14 protein-coding genes are annotated in these 17,682 nt (G+C 60.7%); 8 read left to right on the forward strand and 6 right to left on the reverse strand.

Translation table 11 applies throughout. The features are described from left to right. Window positions 1–48: 48 nt before the first annotated feature. The 5 genes from K0P33_RS20675 (at window position 49) to K0P33_RS20695 (ending at window position 8,092) form a co-directional block, all read left to right on the forward strand. Entirely contained in the window at window positions 49–3,222 is a 3,174-nt protein-coding gene (locus tag K0P33_RS20675; protein ID WP_242150969.1) for a hybrid sensor histidine kinase/response regulator, read from the forward strand. 23 nt (window positions 3,223–3,245) lie between these two features. Beyond that, a complete protein-coding gene (locus tag K0P33_RS20680; protein WP_094953712.1) occupies window positions 3,246–3,893 on the forward strand; it encodes a response regulator in 648 nt (215 codons plus the stop codon). Window positions 3,894–4,087: 194 nt separating this feature from the next. Continuing rightward, entirely contained in the window at window positions 4,088–4,690 is a 603-nt protein-coding gene (locus K0P33_RS20685) for a fimbrial protein (RefSeq protein WP_094953713.1), read from the forward strand. A 74-nt stretch (window positions 4,691–4,764) separates the two neighbouring features. After that, window positions 4,765–5,496, forward strand: a complete 732-nt coding sequence (locus K0P33_RS20690) for a molecular chaperone (RefSeq protein WP_242150971.1) — start codon at window positions 4,765–4,767, stop codon at window positions 5,494–5,496. Between the two features lie 85 nt (window positions 5,497–5,581). After that, entirely contained in the window at window positions 5,582–8,092 is a 2,511-nt protein-coding gene (locus K0P33_RS20695; RefSeq protein ID WP_242150974.1) for a fimbria/pilus outer membrane usher protein, read from the forward strand. A 1,359-nt stretch (window positions 8,093–9,451) separates the two neighbouring features. Here the strand turns inward: K0P33_RS20695 and K0P33_RS20700 are convergent. Then, the gene (locus tag K0P33_RS20700) at window positions 9,452–9,940 is read right to left on the reverse strand and encodes a type VI secretion system tube protein Hcp (RefSeq protein ID WP_242150975.1); all 489 of its coding nucleotides are present in this window, start codon (window positions 9,938–9,940) and stop codon (window positions 9,452–9,454) included. Window positions 9,941–10,126: 186 nt separating this feature from the next. Here K0P33_RS20700 and K0P33_RS20705 point away from each other — a divergent pair, with 186 nt between their 5' ends. From K0P33_RS20705 to K0P33_RS20715, 3 genes are all read left to right on the forward strand, one after another. Then, the gene (locus K0P33_RS20705; RefSeq protein ID WP_242150977.1) at window positions 10,127–11,041 is read left to right on the forward strand and encodes an NAD synthetase; all 915 of its coding nucleotides are present in this window, start codon (window positions 10,127–10,129) and stop codon (window positions 11,039–11,041) included. Continuing rightward, window positions 11,038–11,544: a hypothetical protein gene (locus K0P33_RS20710; protein ID WP_242150980.1), complete on the forward strand. Its 507-nt coding sequence runs from the start codon at window positions 11,038–11,040 to the stop codon at window positions 11,542–11,544. Before K0P33_RS20705 ends, K0P33_RS20710 begins: the two co-directional genes overlap by 4 nt. A gap of 137 nt (window positions 11,545–11,681) precedes the next feature. Next, window positions 11,682–12,821: a hypothetical protein gene (locus tag K0P33_RS20715; protein WP_242150983.1), complete on the forward strand. Its 1,140-nt coding sequence runs from the start codon at window positions 11,682–11,684 to the stop codon at window positions 12,819–12,821. A 109-nt stretch (window positions 12,822–12,930) separates the two neighbouring features. On the opposite strand, the gene K0P33_RS20720 is transcribed toward K0P33_RS20715, so the two are convergent. From K0P33_RS20720 to K0P33_RS20740, 5 genes are read right to left on the reverse strand one after another with little or no spacing between them, the layout of a single operon-like run. Further along, complete coding sequence (locus tag K0P33_RS20720; protein ID WP_242150985.1) at window positions 12,931–13,365, reverse strand: RidA family protein; 435 nt, start codon at window positions 13,363–13,365, stop codon at window positions 12,931–12,933. Window positions 13,366–13,391: 26 nt separating this feature from the next. Continuing rightward, the gene (locus tag K0P33_RS20725) at window positions 13,392–14,975 is read right to left on the reverse strand and encodes an FAD-dependent oxidoreductase (RefSeq protein ID WP_242150988.1); all 1,584 of its coding nucleotides are present in this window, start codon (window positions 14,973–14,975) and stop codon (window positions 13,392–13,394) included. Between the two features lie 11 nt (window positions 14,976–14,986). Next, window positions 14,987–15,910, reverse strand: a complete 924-nt coding sequence (locus K0P33_RS20730) for an ABC transporter substrate-binding protein (RefSeq protein WP_242150991.1) — start codon at window positions 15,908–15,910, stop codon at window positions 14,987–14,989. A 17-nt stretch (window positions 15,911–15,927) separates the two neighbouring features. Further along, entirely contained in the window at window positions 15,928–16,701 is a 774-nt protein-coding gene (locus K0P33_RS20735; protein WP_242150994.1) for an amino acid ABC transporter ATP-binding protein, read from the reverse strand. After that, window positions 16,694–17,659: an amino acid ABC transporter permease gene (locus K0P33_RS20740; RefSeq protein ID WP_242150997.1), complete on the reverse strand. Its 966-nt coding sequence runs from the start codon at window positions 17,657–17,659 to the stop codon at window positions 16,694–16,696. Before K0P33_RS20740 ends, K0P33_RS20735 begins: the two co-directional genes overlap by 8 nt. Window positions 17,660–17,682 lie beyond the last annotated feature (23 nt).

Consider the following 17,682-nt stretch of genomic DNA (forward strand, 5'->3'; position numbering starts at 1 on the left):
GTAAGCTCCATCCTGTGCCGATTTATCCTGCGCTTGCGGAAACCCCTGATGAAGCACAACAATGCGGTCCTCGAAGCCTTTACCCGCAGCTCATTGCGCCTGAACAAAGGGCTGATGGTGCTGCTCGGTATCGCGTTACTGTTGGTGTTGACCAACTACTGGTCACTGCAACGCGGGGTCGAAACCCGCTACGGCGCGACACGCTTTCATTTCGCGCGCCTGATGGAGAACCTGGCGGAACAGGAGTCGTACCTCAAGAGCCTGACACACCCGGGCATCCAGGCCGAACTGCTGCGCGCCACCAAGGTTCATGTCAGCCTGAAAAGCCGCATGGTCGACAACCACCGCACGCTGTACGAAGGCCAGAAGTATTCGTTTTCGGTACCGTTCAGCGTCAAATTCGATGAACAACAGGTCAGCCCCGCCACCCGGCCGCAGATATTTGCCCTGGGCGCGCACCTAACTAGTTATTTCAGCGCCTTCTGGTCGTCATCGCCGTATGAGGCGCCGCAAACCTTTCTGCTCAATCGCCAGGCGAACTACGCCATCACCGTACCGTCGGTGGGCTACCAGCGCCGGGAAAGCACCGAGGAAACCGGCAACTTGGTGGCGCTGGTTAACGCAGTGCAACAAACCCTTGAGCAGACGCCACAACCACTGGAACAGAACCGCGTGTACTGGCAGGCAGGCCCCGGGTCCGAGCACCTGCTGGCTTACATCGGCCTGCCCCTCGACGGCCAGGGCCAGGCGGTGGTCGGCACCCTGCTCGACATGGCTCAGGTCGACGACGTGCAACGCGCCCTGGAACACTCGGCATTTGACCGCTTTACCCTGATTGCCCCCGATGGCAACCGGTTGATCGGCCCCGAAGTGGGAGCGCCGCTCAGCGATGGCGTGCACTTCAACGCAGACGGCTTTGAATTCAAGATTACCCAGGCGGGCGCCCAGCCCTGGAGCGCGATCTATGGCCTGAACTACTCACACTTCTTTCATTCGGCTTTGTGGCCGTTGAGCACCCTGGCGCTGCTGCTCGGCAGCCTGATTACCCTGGGCTGGGCCGGCAGCCGCTGGTACCGGCGCCAGGTTATCGCGCCGGCGCGCCTGGCCCACGAACGGATTGCCGAAAGCGTGGCGTTCAGCCGCGTGATTATCGACACCGCCCCCACCGGTTTGTGTGTGGTACGGCGCAGCGACGCCAAGGTGTTGATCGAGAACCAACGCGCCCAGCAATGGCCGGGCACTGCACACCTGGTGGCCACCCTGGCCGGTATGCACGACAGCGCCGAGAGCGGCGAAACGCACCTTGAGATCGAAGGCCGGCACTTGCAAGTCGGCTTTGTCTCCACCCGTTATCAGGCCGAGGACGTGCGCCTGTATGCGTTCAACGACATCTCTCGGCATATCGACGACGCCCAGACCTTGGAGGACGCCCGCCGCGCCGCCGATGCCGCCAACAAGGCCAAGACGCTGTTCCTGGCGACCATGAGTCATGAAATTCGCACCCCGTTGTATGGCGTGCTCGGCACGCTGGAACTGCTCGGCCTGACCGACCTGGACCCCCATCAGCAAACTTACCTGCATACGATCCAGCGTTCCTCCGCCACGCTGTTCCAGTTGATCAGCGATGTGCTGGACGTATCGAAAATCGAGGCCGGGCAAATGGCGATTGAAGCCGTGGAGTTCTGCCCGCTGGACATGCTCGAAGACACGTTGCACACCTACGCCGCCTTCGCCCAGCGTAAGGGTTTGCAACTCTATAGCTGCATCGATCCGCAGCTGCCGGACTGTGTAATGGGCGACCCGATGCGTATCCGCCAGATCCTCAATAACCTGGTGAGCAACGCCATCAAGTTCACCGATATCGGACGCGTGGTCATTCGCGCCAGAGTGACCACATTCGACGCCGACAACGTCGACCTCGAATGGCAGGTCACAGACTCCGGTGTGGGCATTCCCGAAACGCAGCAGGCCAAGCTGTTCGACGTGTTTTACCAGGCACCGGACACCGCCAGTGAAGGCGGCGCCGGGCTGGGGCTGTCGATTTGCCGCTGGCTGGCGCAGATGATGGACGGTGAAATCAAGGTGGTCAGCGAACCGGGCCTGGGCAGCAGCTTTACCCTGAAAATACGCCTGCCGTTGTGCAGCGGTGCCCTGACCAACACACCGCTGATCGAACCCAGCCCAACGCCTGTGTATGTGCAGGCGCCGGTGCGTGAGTTGGCGCAGTCGCTGTGTGACTGGCTCAATCGTTTGGGTATTACGGCAGCCCTGGCGGCGTCCACGCCCGAACAGGACAGCCGCCACGCGGTGCTGGTCGATGTGCTGCCCAATGAGCCCCCCCGCCCCTGGCCCGGCCAACGCGTGCTGTGCATGCCGGGCGCACACACCCCGCCACGGCACACGAAACAGGGCTGGGTTGTGGACATGCACGACGTGCGCGCCATTGCCGCCACCGTGTCGTTGGCGCAGCACGACAAGCACGAGCATCCGCCGGCCGCCCTACCGCAAAGCGCAGGGCGGCTGGGGCTGCGCATCCTGGTGGCGGAGGATAATCCAGTCAACCAGGCGATCATCAAGGAACAACTGGAGGCGCTCGGCTGCTCGGTGACCCTTGCGGCCAACGGTGAACAGGCGCTGCAACTGTGGCAACCGCAGGCGTTCGACCTGGTGCTGACTGACGTGAACATGCCCTTGATGAATGGCTATGAACTGACCAAGGCCCTCAGGGCGCATGACCGGCAGTTGCCGATTATCGGCGTAACCGCCAACGCCATGCGCGAAGAAGGCGTGCGCTGCCTGGCGGTGGGCATGAATGCCTGGATCGTCAAACCTTTGAGTCTGCAAACCTTGCGCGCGCAGTTGGTCAAGCAGTGCAAAGTCAAGCCACCGGTGGAACCACCGCCCGAGACGTTCGACGACAGCGTGCAGCTGTCGGACAAGATGCGCCCGCTGTTCATCAGCAGCGTGCAGCAGGATTTGCAGCGGATCGGCGCGGCACTGGCGCAGCGCGACGCGCGCACCCTCGGCCAGCTGCTGCATTCGGCCTCCGGCGCTTTGGGCGCGGTGCAGGCGCTCGACTTGGCCCAGGCCTGCATCGAACTGGAAAGCGCATTGAACCGCGGCAGCCTCGACACTTCACTTGAGCTCAAGGTGAAGACTGTGATGCAGCGACTGTCGGCCGTCCTGGAAACTCTCCAGCCCGGGCACACTTCCCTCACTTGAACTGGCACTACGGACGGCCCTTTATGAAAAAATTCAACGTGGTTATCGCGGACGATCACCCAATCGTGCTGCTTGGGGTACGCGAGCTGGTGGAGCGCGACACACGCTTTCAAGTCGTGGGCGAAGCGGTATGTTCGGCGGGCCTGATCGAGCTGTTGCAGCATCAGGGCGCCGACATTGTGATCACCGACTACAACATGCCGGGCGACTCGCCCTATGGTGATGGCCTGAAGCTGGTGGAGTACCTGAAACGGCATTTTCCGCAGGTGCAGATCCTGATCCTGACGATGATCTCCAATCACCTTATCCTCACTCGCCTGCAAGAGCTGGGCGTGGTCGGCATCATCCAGAAAAGCCAGTTGCACACCGAGATTCAACTGGCACTCAAGGCCATTGCACAACAGAGCGCCTATCGCAGCCTGGAGCCGCCCAAGACCTCGGTGATCGAGACCCTCACGGCCATCGACGAGCGTTTTACCAGCTTGTCGCCCAAAGAGTTCGAGATCCTGCGTTTGTTTATTTCCGGCATGAGCGTGAGTGATATTGCACGCAGCCAGAACCGCAGTTCAAAGACCATCAGTGCACAAAAAATATCCGCCATGCGCAAACTGGAAGTGAGCAGCGACCAGGACCTTCTCGCCTATTGCCTGGCGCGCAACATCTTCAACTAAGCACAACGTGCAAGCCATTCCCAGGCAATGGCTTGGCCCTTTATTTGCTGGTTCCCCACCTGCCTTGCGGTGCAACTAACCCGTCTATAGCGCGGCTTATAAGAATCGTCTTATTCGCTCGCAGCGCCTCGCCTCTTATTCTTTCCTCGCAGTTCAACAACAGCATTTTCCAACTAACACTTACGGACATCATCATGAAGAAGTTTTCCCTGGCTGTTATCGCCTCGGCCATTATCGCCGCTTCCGGCAGTGCATTTGCCGTTGATCCGGTACCGACGCCTACCCTGGGCGGCAGCGGTAAAATCACCTTCACCGGCGTGATCAACAACGACGCCTGCTCGGTAGACGGCGCCAACTCTGACCGCACTATTTCGGTGGACATGGGCAACGTTTCGATCAAGGACATGGGCACTGCGGAAAACCCAACCGCCGGCCGTGTGACCGCCAAAGACTTCAACCTGAACGTCAACTGCAACCAGGGCACCAAAGTCGCGATGATCTTTGATGCCAACAATGGCGGTTCGGGTCTGGTCAACGGCAAGAAAGTATTGGCCCTGAACCCAGGTTCGGCTACCGCGCAAAACGTCGGTATCGCCCTGCTCGACAGCACAGGCACCTTGATCGACCTCAGCTCGACAAGCACCGCACGCATTGAAAGCGCCATGCACGGCCAAGGCACTGCGGGCGGCGACGCCACCCTGAGCTTCGCGGCTGCCTACGTCACCACGGGTGCCGCCGGTGCATCCACCGCCGGTCGCGGTGATGCCACCCTGCCGTTCATCCTGCAATACGAGTAACTCGGCGCCCCGAGCACCGATCGCGCGAGGCCAAACGGCCTCGCCATTCTCTTTGATTACACCGGATAACCCTCATGCTGCCTCGTTATATCGCCGCAAGCCTGGGGCTGCTGGGCATGCTTATGGCTACCCAGGCCGCCGCCAGCATTTCATTGAACGCCACCCGTATCGTATTTGATGGCGACCACAAAGAAGCCAACATCACCGTGCGCAACGGCAACCAGGATGTGTTGATTCAATCCTGGGTCGACATGAACGACGCCAGCGCCAGCCGCGCACCGTTTGCCGTCACCCCGCCATTGGCCCGCGTATTCGCCAAGGAACAGCAACTGCTGCGCATCTTGTACGAAGGCACCGGCATGCCCACGGACCGCGAGTCGGTGGTGTGGCTGAATGTGCAGGAAATCCCCAAGGCCAGTGAGGCCGAGAACACCTTGCAGTTGGCCATCCGCCAACGCATCAAGATTTTTTACCGCCCTGCTGGCCTCACCGGCAGTGCGTTGCAGGCCCCTGCACAGCTTGAATGGTCGCTGGCCAAGCACGGCGCACAGACCCTGTTGCAGGTGAAAAACCCGACGCTGTACCACGTGTCCATGGCCGACATTAAGGTGCAGGCGCAGCTGGCCAGCGATTCGACCATGATCGCGCCCGGCGAGGAAAAACAGTTCCCGCTCAAGACGCCACCCGCGGCTGGCTCGGTGCAACTGTCGTTTTCCAGCATCAATGACTACGGCGCGCAGAACCACTACACCGCTCCCCTGTCAGGCGTCGCCGCGCACGCGACTGAATCACGCCTCAAACCCTAAGCCTTTTCTCTAACCCACAGGCTCACTTCGCGTGCGTGTTTGCGTGCCCGCCTGTTCGCCAATCAGGGATGTCACAGGTCTTCGCATGTCTTTTCTTTCCAGTAACAGGCCCGCGCGTGGCGCACTGAAGTTGAAGACGCTGTCGCTTGCGATTGCCGCCAGCCTGCCGGCCTGGGCAATGGCGGACGAGGCTGCGGAAACCTTCAACACCACCTTTTTGCAAGGCTCCCAGTCATCGGTCGATTTGCAGCAGTTGCTCTCGGCAAACAGCGTGCTGCCGGGCAATTACCGCGTCGACCTGTACAGCAACGAAGTACTGGTGGGCCGGCGCGACATCGACTTCAAGCGCAACCCGAAAAACGGCCGGGTCGAAGCCTGCCTGACCCTCGATTTGCTCAAGCAGTTGGGCGTTGACATGCACCGTTTGCAGGCCGAAGGCAAAATCGACCCGCAGCAGCCGCAGGATTGCTACGCCCTCTCTGAGATGATCGAGGACGCCAGCGTGCGCTACGACAGCAGCCGCCTGCGTTTGATGGCGAGCATCCCGCAAGTGGCCATGCAGCGTGGCCTGCGCGGTTACGTCGACCCGCAGTTATGGGATGAAGGCGTGCCCGCCGCGTTCGTCAACTACCAGCTCAACAGCAGCCGCACTGCAGGCGACTACAAAACCCGCATCTCGAATAACCTCGGCCTGCGCAACGGCATCAACCTGGGCGCCTGGCGCTTGCGCAACGAGTCGAACCTGAGCGGCGGCACCGGGCGTTCGAACACCTACACCAGCAACCGCACGTACCTGCAACACGACGTGACCGCGATCAAGGGCCAGTTCAGCGCCGGTGAGATTTTCTCCGACACCGACCTGTTCGACAGCGTGCGTTATCGCGGCCTCAAGCTCGCCTCCGATGACGGCATGCGCGCCGACAGCGAGCGCGGTTATGCGCCGGTGATCCGTGGCGTGGCGCAGACCAACGCGACAGTGGAAATCCGCCAGAACGACTACATCCTCTACACCGCCAACGTCGCACCGGGGCCGTTCGAGATCAACGACATCTACCCCAGCGGCTCCAACGGCGACCTGCAAATCACCGTGATCGAAGCCGACGGCACGCGCCGCGTGACGATGCAGGCGTTTTCCAGTTTGCCGATCATGGTGCGTGAAGGTCAGGTGAAGTACAGCCTCTCGGCGGGCACGTTCAAAAGCAACGCGGACGGCCTGGCGACTCCGCGTTTTCTCAGCGGCACCCTGGCCTACGGCTTGACCAGCAACCTCAGCGCGATTGTCGGCTTGCAGACCAGCGAGGACTACAACGCGCTGTCCATCGGCGCCGGTAAGAACACCTCGTTCGGCGCCTTCTCGCTGGACACCACTCACTCCTCCAGCAAGGCGCAGGGCAAAACCACCCAGGGCAGCAGCGTGCGGGCGCTGTATGCAAAAACCTTTACCGGCACCGACACCAACTTCACCCTGGCCGCGTACCGCTACTCCACCGAGGGCTACCGCACCCTCACCGACCATGTCGAAGACAGCAGCCAGGATGTGCGCGTGCGCACCGGCCATTCGAAAACCCGCACCGACCTGACCATCAACCAGAGTATCGGGCGCAACAGCGAGTTCGGCAGCGTGTACGTGAACGCCAGCGACCAGCGCTACTGGAACCGCGGCGGCTCGCAGAGTTTTTCCGCCGGCTACACCAGCAACTGGGGCGACCTGAGCTACAACCTCGGCGTGACGCGCACCAAGCAAATCGTCACCTTTGGCCAGCCGAGCAGCGACACCCAGGTGAACCTGTCGATTTCCTTCCCGCTGGGCAGCCAGGCCCGCGCGCCACGGGCGTTTGTCACCACCAGCCGGCAGCATGGCGACACCACCACCCAGGCGGGCATCAATGGTTACGTCGCCGACACCAGCGACACGTTCTATTCGGTACAGGCCGGCCACAGCGACACCAGCGGCGATTCCGGCTCGGCGAACATCAACAGCCGCACCTCGGTAGCGGACGTCAGCCTCGGCTACAGCCAGGGCCAGGGCTACAACTCACAGAACCTCAACCTCGCAGGCTCCGTGGTCGCTCACGCAGGCGGCATCAACCTGGGGCAGACTGTCAGCGAGACCTTCGCGCTGGCCGAAGTGCCGGGTATCTCCGGGGCAAAAATCAGCAGCTACAGCGGTGTAGAGACCGGCTACAACGGCTACGCGGTAATCCCCAACGCCCAGCCCTACCGGGTGAACTGGGTGAGCCTGGACACCCGCGACCTGGGCGGCGATGTGGAAATCACCAACGCCACCCAACAAGTGGTGCCGCGCCGTGGCGCAATCGTGGTGGCGCACTACAGCGGCACCACCGGGCGGCGGGTGTTGTTTGAGTTGTTTGATGCGCAGCGCAAGCCGCTGTCGTTTGGGGCTTCGCTGGAGGACGCGAACGGCAAGCAACTGGCGATTGCGGACCCGAATGGCAATGCGCTGGCGTTGGTGGAGGAGGATCAGGGCACGTTGGTTATCAAGTGGGGTGAGCAGCAGTGCAGTGCAACCTATGCGTTGCCCCCGCAGAATAAAGCGCTGAACTATGAGCGCCAGGCGTTGGTGTGCACGCCTTGAAGGGGGCGATATCTACACCCTCTCTCTGATGTATAAAAATCCAAATGTGGGAGCGGGCTTGCCTTCGATAGCCATAGGTATCTACACATCTTTTTTACGGGGTGAGTGCTGTGGTTGTCACGGGGCCGCTGGGTACATATCCGTTGCTGCGGTATTGGCTGATATGGGTTCCGCCCTTACGGCGGGTCACTTTTGGAAAAGAGCCCGGAATGCCGGCCCAGCCAAAAGTAACCAAAAGGGCTCTTGCCCCACCACTCGGCACCTCGCCTAGGCTCGGTGTGCCCGAACGCAGGCATTACTCCGCGGGCCGCCGCGATGGCCCGTCCCTGGCCCATCGCGGCTAAACCGGCGTCCTGCCGGTTTACCCGCTCCGTAATACCTGCGTTCGGCCAGCGTGGTTTAACGGGGCGCCTAAGATCAAGATCAACAGCAGATCAAGATCAAAAGCAAGAGCACGGCGGCCTAGTAGCCGACCTGAGTGGTTGAAGCAAATCAAAAGCAAAGCCGAGGCTGCCTGACAGCCGACCTGATAGTGGAAGCTGAAACTCAATCAAATGTGGGAGCTGGCTTGCCTGCGATGGCATCAACTGTGTGTCACTGATAGACCGAGCTGTCTGCATCGCAGCGGTGCGGCGATCCGACAAGCCAGCTCCCACAGAAAAGCAGAGCACTGCGGTGCTGGCAGTTGAACTCGGTCAAAACTGTGGGAGCGGGCTTGCTCGCGAATGCGGTGGGTCAGATACAAGTGAGTTGACTGACACACCGCATTCGCGAGCAAGCCCGCTCCCACATTTGGAACTCATTTCATCAGGTAGAAGTGGTGCTGCTTTGCTGTTGCCCTGCTTTTGCTTCAACCACTCAGGTCGGCTACTAGGCCGCCGTGCTCTTGCTTTTGATCTTGATCTGCTTTTGATCTGACAGGCCCCGTTAACCACGATGGCCGAACGCAGGCTTGAATCCGTGGGTAACCCGGCAGGACGCCGGGTTAGCCGCGCTGGGCCAAGGATGGCCCATCGCGGCGGCCCACGGATTCAAGCCTGCGTGCGGGCATGCCGAGCCTTAGCGAGGCACCGAGTGGTGGGGCAAAGCGTTTTTTGGTTACTTTTTTAGGCGTTTGTAAAAAAGTGACTCGCTGTAAGAGCGAAACCATAAGCCGCCGTTACCGCAGCAACGGATATGTACTCAATCTACCTAAACCCATCACACACAAAAAGTTGCGTAGATACCTATGCCGCGATAACGGTGTGTCAGCTCATGCATTCGGTGACCTTCAGACAGCTATCGCGGGCAAGCCCGCTCCCACATTGGCTAAGCTGCTACCGATACGCTGCAGTTGGAAGAATAAGGGTTGGCTGGGCCTCAGGCCTTCACGTTCTGCCGGATGTTCCAGCCAAACTTCACCGGCCCGCCGTCCTTGCCGCCGTCGGCTTTCTGCGGCTGGTAGCTGACGTCGACGGTGGCGAAGTTCAGGGCGAAGCTGTCTTGCAACACATCGGCGCCGTTTTCAGCACTGCTGCTGTAGGACACCACCATGACTTCCTTCAGGGTGATCACCAGATACTCCACCGGGCTCGCGCCTCCCGCCTTGCGCACCACCAGTTTCGCGTCCGGATAATGCTTGCCGCTGGCGCAGGCCATCATCAGGTTAGGGCTGGATTTATCCAGCGGCTTTGTCAGGTTCAGGTTGGCAATATTGACCTTGCCCGCACCGCCGCCCGTACCGCTGTGCATCGAACCCGACTGCGACATTCCCCAGGCCCAGTGGGTGATATCGATCTCGTCGCGATGGGCTTGATCCCTGGATTCGCCCTTGATATCGCCCAGTTTTAAAAACATATCGACGGCCATGTTTGCTCCCTGCCTTGGTGTGCGTCGGTAGTGACGCGGGGCGCACTTTTCCTCAGCCGCCACGGCGCACGCAAGACGCCAAAGCATGATAGAGACGCACCCGACGTGAATTGGCGAACCTTCCGACATTCATAGATGCGTGCACGTCTTTACGCTCTGGGCTCCCGCAAAAACCAGGAGTTAAGGATGACGGCCTCCGTGTTGAAAGATGGATTCCCCACGGCCCACCGCACTACGCGTCAGCGCATTGAAAGCAGTATTGATCTACGTAAGTTGTTCTTCGCCATTGACGCTGATCCGGCGCTGATTGGTGCGGGCGTGGTGTATATCGACGAAGTGTTTAACGTGGTGGTACTGCGTGAGTTTCAGACGGTGTGCAGCGTAGTGCCGAAGAAGGTGGTGTTGCGTGAGGCGCCTCGCTACGTCGGGCCTGCGGAGTTCAAGCGGATGTTGGAGCATGAGCCGCGGGAGTCGGAGCTGATGAAGGAGGCGCTGAATACTACGGTGGCGTGTACGGGTGTACTGTTGAGTTGGTTGGTGGTTGCGAGCGGGACTGCATTGATGCCTTTCACTGCCGGAGCCAGTTCGGTGATTTCATTCATCGGGAAAGCAGCAGTCGTTGCGAGTACCGCTCAATGCATCTCTGGTGTTATACGAACCGGGTCAGAGGCAGCCTTTCCTGAGTTTAATGACTACTTGGATAACGAAACTTGGTATCAGGCTGCGACAGTCGTGCTGGACGGTGTTGCTTTGCTAGGCGTTGCCACATCGGCAATGGTCACAGTGAAAGTAGTCACTACAACCACAAAAGTAACCGGAAAAACGACTCGCCAAGTACTCAAAGGCCTCACCCGGCAAGAACGCAAGAAACTGAACGATGAGTTGCTCAGAATCCGCGATCCGAGCCTAACATTCAAACAGCTGAAGCTTGAAAAAGCTGCTGGAAATCTGCCAAAACGTATAAGTGCTACACAGATACAACAGGCAACCGCCGCCCATATAATGGATGCAGCAGCCGCTTCGCTGAGCCTCACCAGCAGTACAATATCCGGAAACGTCAGAACATTGGCCTTGGGTGTTTACGAGGAAATCAATCAATGAACAACCGGACGGAGAAAAAAAACCACTATTACTCAGCTGCGTTCATTGAAGATCCTTGGCAATTACTCAAGCGCTATATGCCGATAATCTGGGGCGATGCGCTTCTCGGGTGTTTCTCGATCGCCTTGGCGGCGATCCTTGCAATGCTCACTTATCTCTCGACGTACCCCATAGGCTTTGCGACCAAGACATCTTTTTTCGGCGCGGCCGGACTTGGCGCTGTATTTGCCATTGCCAAATACCAAGTGCTGTACGGGCGCATACAGTGGGCCTGGCTAAACGTCGCGATATACCTCATATGCCTGCTGGTATCACTGCCCACCATTGCCTACGGCCCCAACGTCTACCTCTACTCCATGACACTCCTCGGCCCGCTGACCGGCCTACTGATCCTCAACAGCAACCGCTGCCGCGAACTACGCCACAAGATGGTAGAAATCCGCCACAAACGCGAAGCCATCATCACCTCCCTAAAAAACCAGGGCCGCTGGAAATGGTGGTAAGCCCTGGCCCCATTCATGTGCACATCCCACGCGCAGAAACTGAATACCTATCCATTCAGTCAGTGCCCATGGCCCCGCATTTTTGACAAACTGCGGCGCGACGCTGCCGTTGCGCGCAGCCCCGCAAGGACGGAACAATGACCAACATGGACTCGATCATTCGACAGTTTTCTGCCGAAGGGGCAACCCATCTCTATTCCAGCCCGCCGTCGGTATTGACGCCCGCCGACCTCTACCGCGCCAAGGGCGATGGCCATTTCCGAGAGACGATTGCCGGCAGCAATATCTACCTGATCACCGCCAGGCGGCGGGTGCTGATCAACCCTGATGACCTGTACCTGCTCGGTCGATCAGCGCACGGCAGTTTTATCGTGATGGACGAACAGGGCGTGCAGTCGATCCCCTTCCGTTATGACATCCCGCGCATCGGGCATGACGATCAGGATGACATCGAACAGGTGATCGTCGCGCCCAACGGTACGCACCTGACCATCCTCTCGACCTCACGGCAAATGACCACCGCCGCGCATATCGTGGTGGCAAACGCGACCAGTGCCCTGCAAGCGAACCATCGGGACATGAACGTGCTCTATGTCGGCCAGGGCATCGGCAAGGTTCACGCGCGTACGGCGGTGGACCGGCTGTTGAACCACACCACCCTGCAACGCATCCTCGCAGAAACCTCGACCAACAGCCCGGAGCTGGAGGTGTCGATTTTGCTCTACCGATTCGAGCACGGCAGGACAATGATCAGCAACGGCGGTGACTTCAATGCTGAGCCTGTGGCCAGCGAGCAGGAGGAGTCGGAGCATTTCGAGCGGCTGCGCAGTGTGCGTTTGAATCGCGATGAGGTGATTACGCTGGCGGAAGCCGCCTTGATCAACCATTTCAAGCCGCATTACAACACCCTGCTCAAATCCACGAATTTCGCCGCCAACAATAAGATCAAGCCACTGAAAAAGCTCCTGGCCAAGGGCATTAGCGGGCTGACCGTAGAAATCTGCAGTTCCACGATCAACGCACGCCTGGGCACCTGCGATGCGCTGCCCATGGAGTTGAGCACCTTCATGCCAGCCCACGTCCTTGAGGGCTGCAACCTCGATAATGAGCAGGAAAAGCGGGCGTGGGCCGAAGAACTCAGGGTCATGGCGCACACGCACTACGCCTGTTTCCCCCTCACCACGCCACAGGAGCGCGATACCTTCATGCATGGCATGGTGTGGCTCGGCGAATCGGTGCGCGAGCAGATCTGGCAAGTGCCCGGCAAGGGTGCCTAGGCATCTGCCAACGAATGATGCTCCTGTAGCAAGCGGGCTTGTTGTGTCTGCCGGACTTGTTGTGGCGAGCGGGGCCGCTCGCCACAATAAACCTGCTCACTGCAAACAATTACGCCGTACGGGCCGCGATCGCTTCGACTTCCACCAACGCCCCCGGCAACGGCAACGCCACCACTTGCAACGCGGTGCGCGCCGGTTTGTTCGGCTGCTCAGGCGTGCCGAAGAACTGCGTATAACCGCGCTGCAACCCGGCGAAATCCAGCTTGCCGGCGGTCTCTTCGGCGCCGACCAAAAACACCCGCAACTGCACGATATCGCCCAGGTCCAGGTCTTGCTGTTGAAGGATCTTGCGCAGTTTGTTGAACACCGACACCGTTTGCACTTCGGTATCACCATACGCCGCAGGCGTGCCTGCCGGGGCCTGCGCGTCGGCCAGATCGGGCAAGGTGCCGCTAACGAAAATCAGGCTGGCAGAGGCCGGCACGGTGACGGTTTGCGAGATTGGAAAATCGCCGACGCTGGTACGCTGAATGCTGTCGCTCATGGTGTTGCTCCCTTAAAGGCGGCTATTTATGACGCGGCAAGTGCCGCAATATCTCGTTGTTGAGTCACCCGTTCAGCCAATTGCGCAACCACATGCCGCGCCGAGTTGGCCGCCGATTCCTGCCAGATACCCACGCCACTTTGCACCAGGCCGTCACCGGCGAAGTACACGCGGCCATGGGCTTGTTCCAACAAGCTGCTGGCGTCAGCCGGGAAGTGTTCGCGTTGCAGCCACGGGCCTTCGCTGTAGGGAATCTGTTCCCAAGACACCGCCAGCGGGTTGCGCAGGTGTTTGGAATAACCCGGATGCAACAGCTCCACGGCCTCCTTGGAGGTGGCGTACTGCTGCTCGAACGCTTGCGCGCCAAACACGTCGGCGCCCTCACCCGTTACGTAACCGGCCACCAGCAAGCCTTCGCGGGTGTTGAGGTCGTTACTTGGATACCAGAGCAATCGCGCCGGGTGCTCGATCCATGACAGACCGCCGTAGGTGCGGTAGTCGGTTTCCCAGAAGCGCGGCGATTGCCATGCCACTTTGGTGGCCTGATCGCTGCGGGTGCTGAGCAACGCAGCCTTGATCGGGTCGCTGAAGTCGGTGTCGAGTTTGGCCAGCAGCGGCAGCGGCAATGTCGAGACCAGATAATCGGCGCGCACCACCTGTTCGCGACCGCTGTGCGTGTCGTGGTAAGTCACCGCCACGCCGTCGTCCGACTGACGGATTTGGCGCACCTGGGCACCCAGTTGCACGTGTTCGTTGACGCGTTGGTAGAAGGCGTCGGTGATGCGGTCCATGCCGCCGACCGGTTGGAACATGGTCGCTGAGAACTCAGGGAACTCAGTGTGCAGCAATGCGCCCCACAGCTCGGGATGCAGCAAGCGATCCAGCGCCAATGGGCTGCGGCTGGCGGGCAATGCACCGGGGTGCGCGGGCGATTCCAGGTGACCGGCGCGCAAGCTGCCTTCATAGGCCAGCTCTTGCGACAGGTCGCCATAGACCTGCAAGAAAGCCAGCAAGCGCGTGCGTTCCTCGCCGCTCAATACGTCATCGAGTGCGTCGCGCTGCACCGCCTTGGCCAACAAGCCGGAGAGGTGTCCACGCGCATCGTTGATCGCCTGGCCGACGGTGAATGCCGGCTGTTGCAGGTCCGGGCGCACCTGGGCGCCATGGCTGCTGTTGACCAGCACTTCCAGCGGCACGCCCAGTTCGCTGCAGTAGTCGAGGATCGTGCGGTGCTGGCTGGGAATACGTGCAGGCCCAGCGTTGAAATACAGGCCCGGATCGAAGGCCACGGTTTGCGTGCGGCCGTCCTTGTAGTCCACACGGTCGCCATTGCGCAGGGTCCAGGTGCGCCCGCCAGCCCGATCCCTTGCTTCCAGCACTTGCACATCAAAACCAGCGCGGGTCAGTTCCAGCGCAGTGACCAGCCCGGCAATCCCCGCGCCTAACACCAGCACACGAGTGCCCTGCCCCAGGCCGGCCTTAAGTTTCAGCGGTTGCGGGCGCCGATGCGACGACGGCCCCAAACCCAATACCGCCAGCGCATCCTTGACTGCCTGCTCACCGCCCACAGCGGCAATGCTCGACAGCGCTTCACGTCGTGTCAGTCCCATGTTCGCCACTCCTAGTCCGGCAGGCCCGGTGGGTTGATCAGCGACTTGTCGACGCGCTCAATATCAAGGCCCCAACGTTGCAGCACCTGTTCGTATTGGCCACCGGCAATCGCGCCTTCCAGGGCGGTGTGGATCGGCTGGACCAAGCCATTGTCTTTGCGCGTGGTCACCGCGATATCGGCCTTCAACGGCCAACCACCATTGACCGTGCCGACGCGCTTGATGCCACCGGTGATCGCCGCCGAGTAGGCGTACACCGAGTTGGGCCCGAACAGCGCATCGCTGCGCCCCGATTGCACCGCCAGTTGCGCGGCGGCCTGGTCGTCGAAGTACTGCAACAGCGCCGGTTTGATGCCGGCCTTTTCATTCGCCTCGTTCCACGCCAGCAGGACCTTTTCCTGGTTGGTGCCGGAGCCGACGATGATCTTTAGCCCGGCAATGTCCGAAGCCTGTTTGATCTCGGTGACTTTGCTGGTGCTCTTCACATAAAACCCGAGCACGTCCTGGCGGTAGGTGGCGAAGTCAAAGCGTTTCTTGCGTGCTTCGGTCACGGTGACGTTGCTGATCACCGCGTCGTACTTGCCTGAGCTGACGCCCAGCGGCCAATCCTCCCAACTGGTCTGCACCACGTTAAGTTGAAGGCCAAGGCTGTCGGCGACCAACTGCGCGGTGTCGGCCTCGCTGCCGATGGTGGTCTTGTCGTCATTGGCCAGCAGCGCCAACGGTGGCCCGGCCACGCCGGACACGGCCACGGTGAACTTGCCCGGCTGGGCGAACTTGAAGCCCGGCGGGATCTGCGCGATGGCCGCTTCGTTGCGCGGTACATGAATGCGCACACGGTCGGGGCTGAGGTCGACCTGTTGCACGGCGAATGCGCTTTGCGCAGTGCTGACAGCAAGCGCCAGCAGGGCCACACGGGCGGTATTGATGAACATGGCGGTCTCTCCTTGAACTAAAGCACCTTGCCGAGAAAGGCCACGGTGCGGGGATGTCGGGGTTGGCGGAAAATCTGTTCGGGCGGGCCTTCTTCGATCAGTTGGCCGTCGCAGAGAAACACCACGTGGTCGGCCACCTCCCGGGCGAAACCGATCTCGTGGGTGACGATCACCAGGGTCACGCCCAGTTGGGTCAGGCCCTTGATCACGTCGAGCACCTCGCCCACCAATTCGGGGTCGAGGGCTGAGGTGGGCTCATCAAACAGCAGCACCTTGGGGTCCAGCGCCAGGGCGCGGGCAATGGCCACGCGCTGTTGCTGGCCACCGGAAAGCTGGCGCGGGTAGGCATCGACCTTGTCCGCCAGGCCGACCTTGGCCAGCAGCTCGGACGCCTTGGCCTGCGCCTCGGCCTTGCTCCAGCGCTTGTGGGCCAATGGCGCCTCGGCGATGTTTTCCCAGGCGGTGAGGTGCGGGAACAGGTTGAAGTTCTGGAACACGAAGCCCACGTCGATGCGCCGTTTGAGGATCTCGCGTTCTTTCAATTCGTAGAGCAGGTCACCCTTGCGCCGGTAGCCGACGTATTCACCGTCGATGGTGATGTGCCCGCTGTCGATCTTCTCCAGGTGGTTGATGGTGCGCAGCAAGGTGGATTTGCCCGAACCGGAGGGCCCGAGAATCACCGTGACCTTGCCCGGGTCGATGGTCAGGTCGATGTCGTTGAGCACCTGCTGGTTGCCAAAGCGCTTGCCCACGCCCTGGATCTGGATGCGCCCGGCGCGTGCGTCACTCATGGGTTTTCTCCTTGAGCCAGCGGCGGATACGTTGCAGCGGCGTCGGCGGCAGCACGCGCGCGGTGCCACGGGCGAAATGACGCTCGACGTAGTACTGGGCGCTGGTCAGCACGGTGGTGATGATCAGGTACCACACGGTCGCCACAATCAGCAGCGGGATCACCGCCTGGGTGCGGTTGTAGATGACCTGCACGGTGTAGAACAGCTCCGGCAAGGCCAGCACGTAGACGATGGACGTGCCCTTGACCAGACCGATGATTTCGTTGAAACCCGAGGGCAAAATCGAGCGCAGCGCCTGGGGCAGGATGATCCGGAAGATGCGTCGCGAGGCCGGCAAACCCAAGGCCGACGCCGCTTCATGCTGGCCGGCATCCACACCGATCAGGCCGCCGCGAATAATCTCCGCCGCGTAGGCCGCTTGCATCAGGCTCAGGCCCAACACCGCCACGGTGAATTGGCTGAGCACATCCACCGTCGACCATTCGGCGAACACCACGCTGGTGAACGGCACGCCGAGCACGATGTGGTCATACAGGTAGGCAAAGTTGTAGAGGATGATCAGCACCAGCAGCGCCGGCATCGAGCGGAAAAACCAGATGTAACCCCAGGCCAACGCCGCCAGCAGCGGCGAGCCCGACAACCGCGCCAGGGCCAGCGCGGTACCGAGGATGATGCTGAACACCGTGCTGAGCAGCGTCAGCAACAGCGTCTGGCCCAGGCCCCGCAGCACCGACGGCGAGAAGAACCACTGGCCGAATACGCCCCACTCCCAACGCGGGTTGGTGGCCAGCGAATGCACGATGGCGAGCAGCACCAGCGCGGCGAAAATCGACCCGGCCCAGCGCCACGGGTGTCGGGCCGGCACCACGTGCAGAGCCTTGATGGGCGTTGCGACGCGGCGCTGGGGAACCGGGCTGACATCTTCGATCAGGTCATAGGTTTTGGCGACAATGGGCATGTTCTATTCCTCGCGGGTAGCGG

Source organism: Pseudomonas sp. ArH3a (assembly GCF_022648765.1).
Classification (GTDB): domain Bacteria; phylum Pseudomonadota; class Gammaproteobacteria; order Pseudomonadales; family Pseudomonadaceae; genus Aquipseudomonas.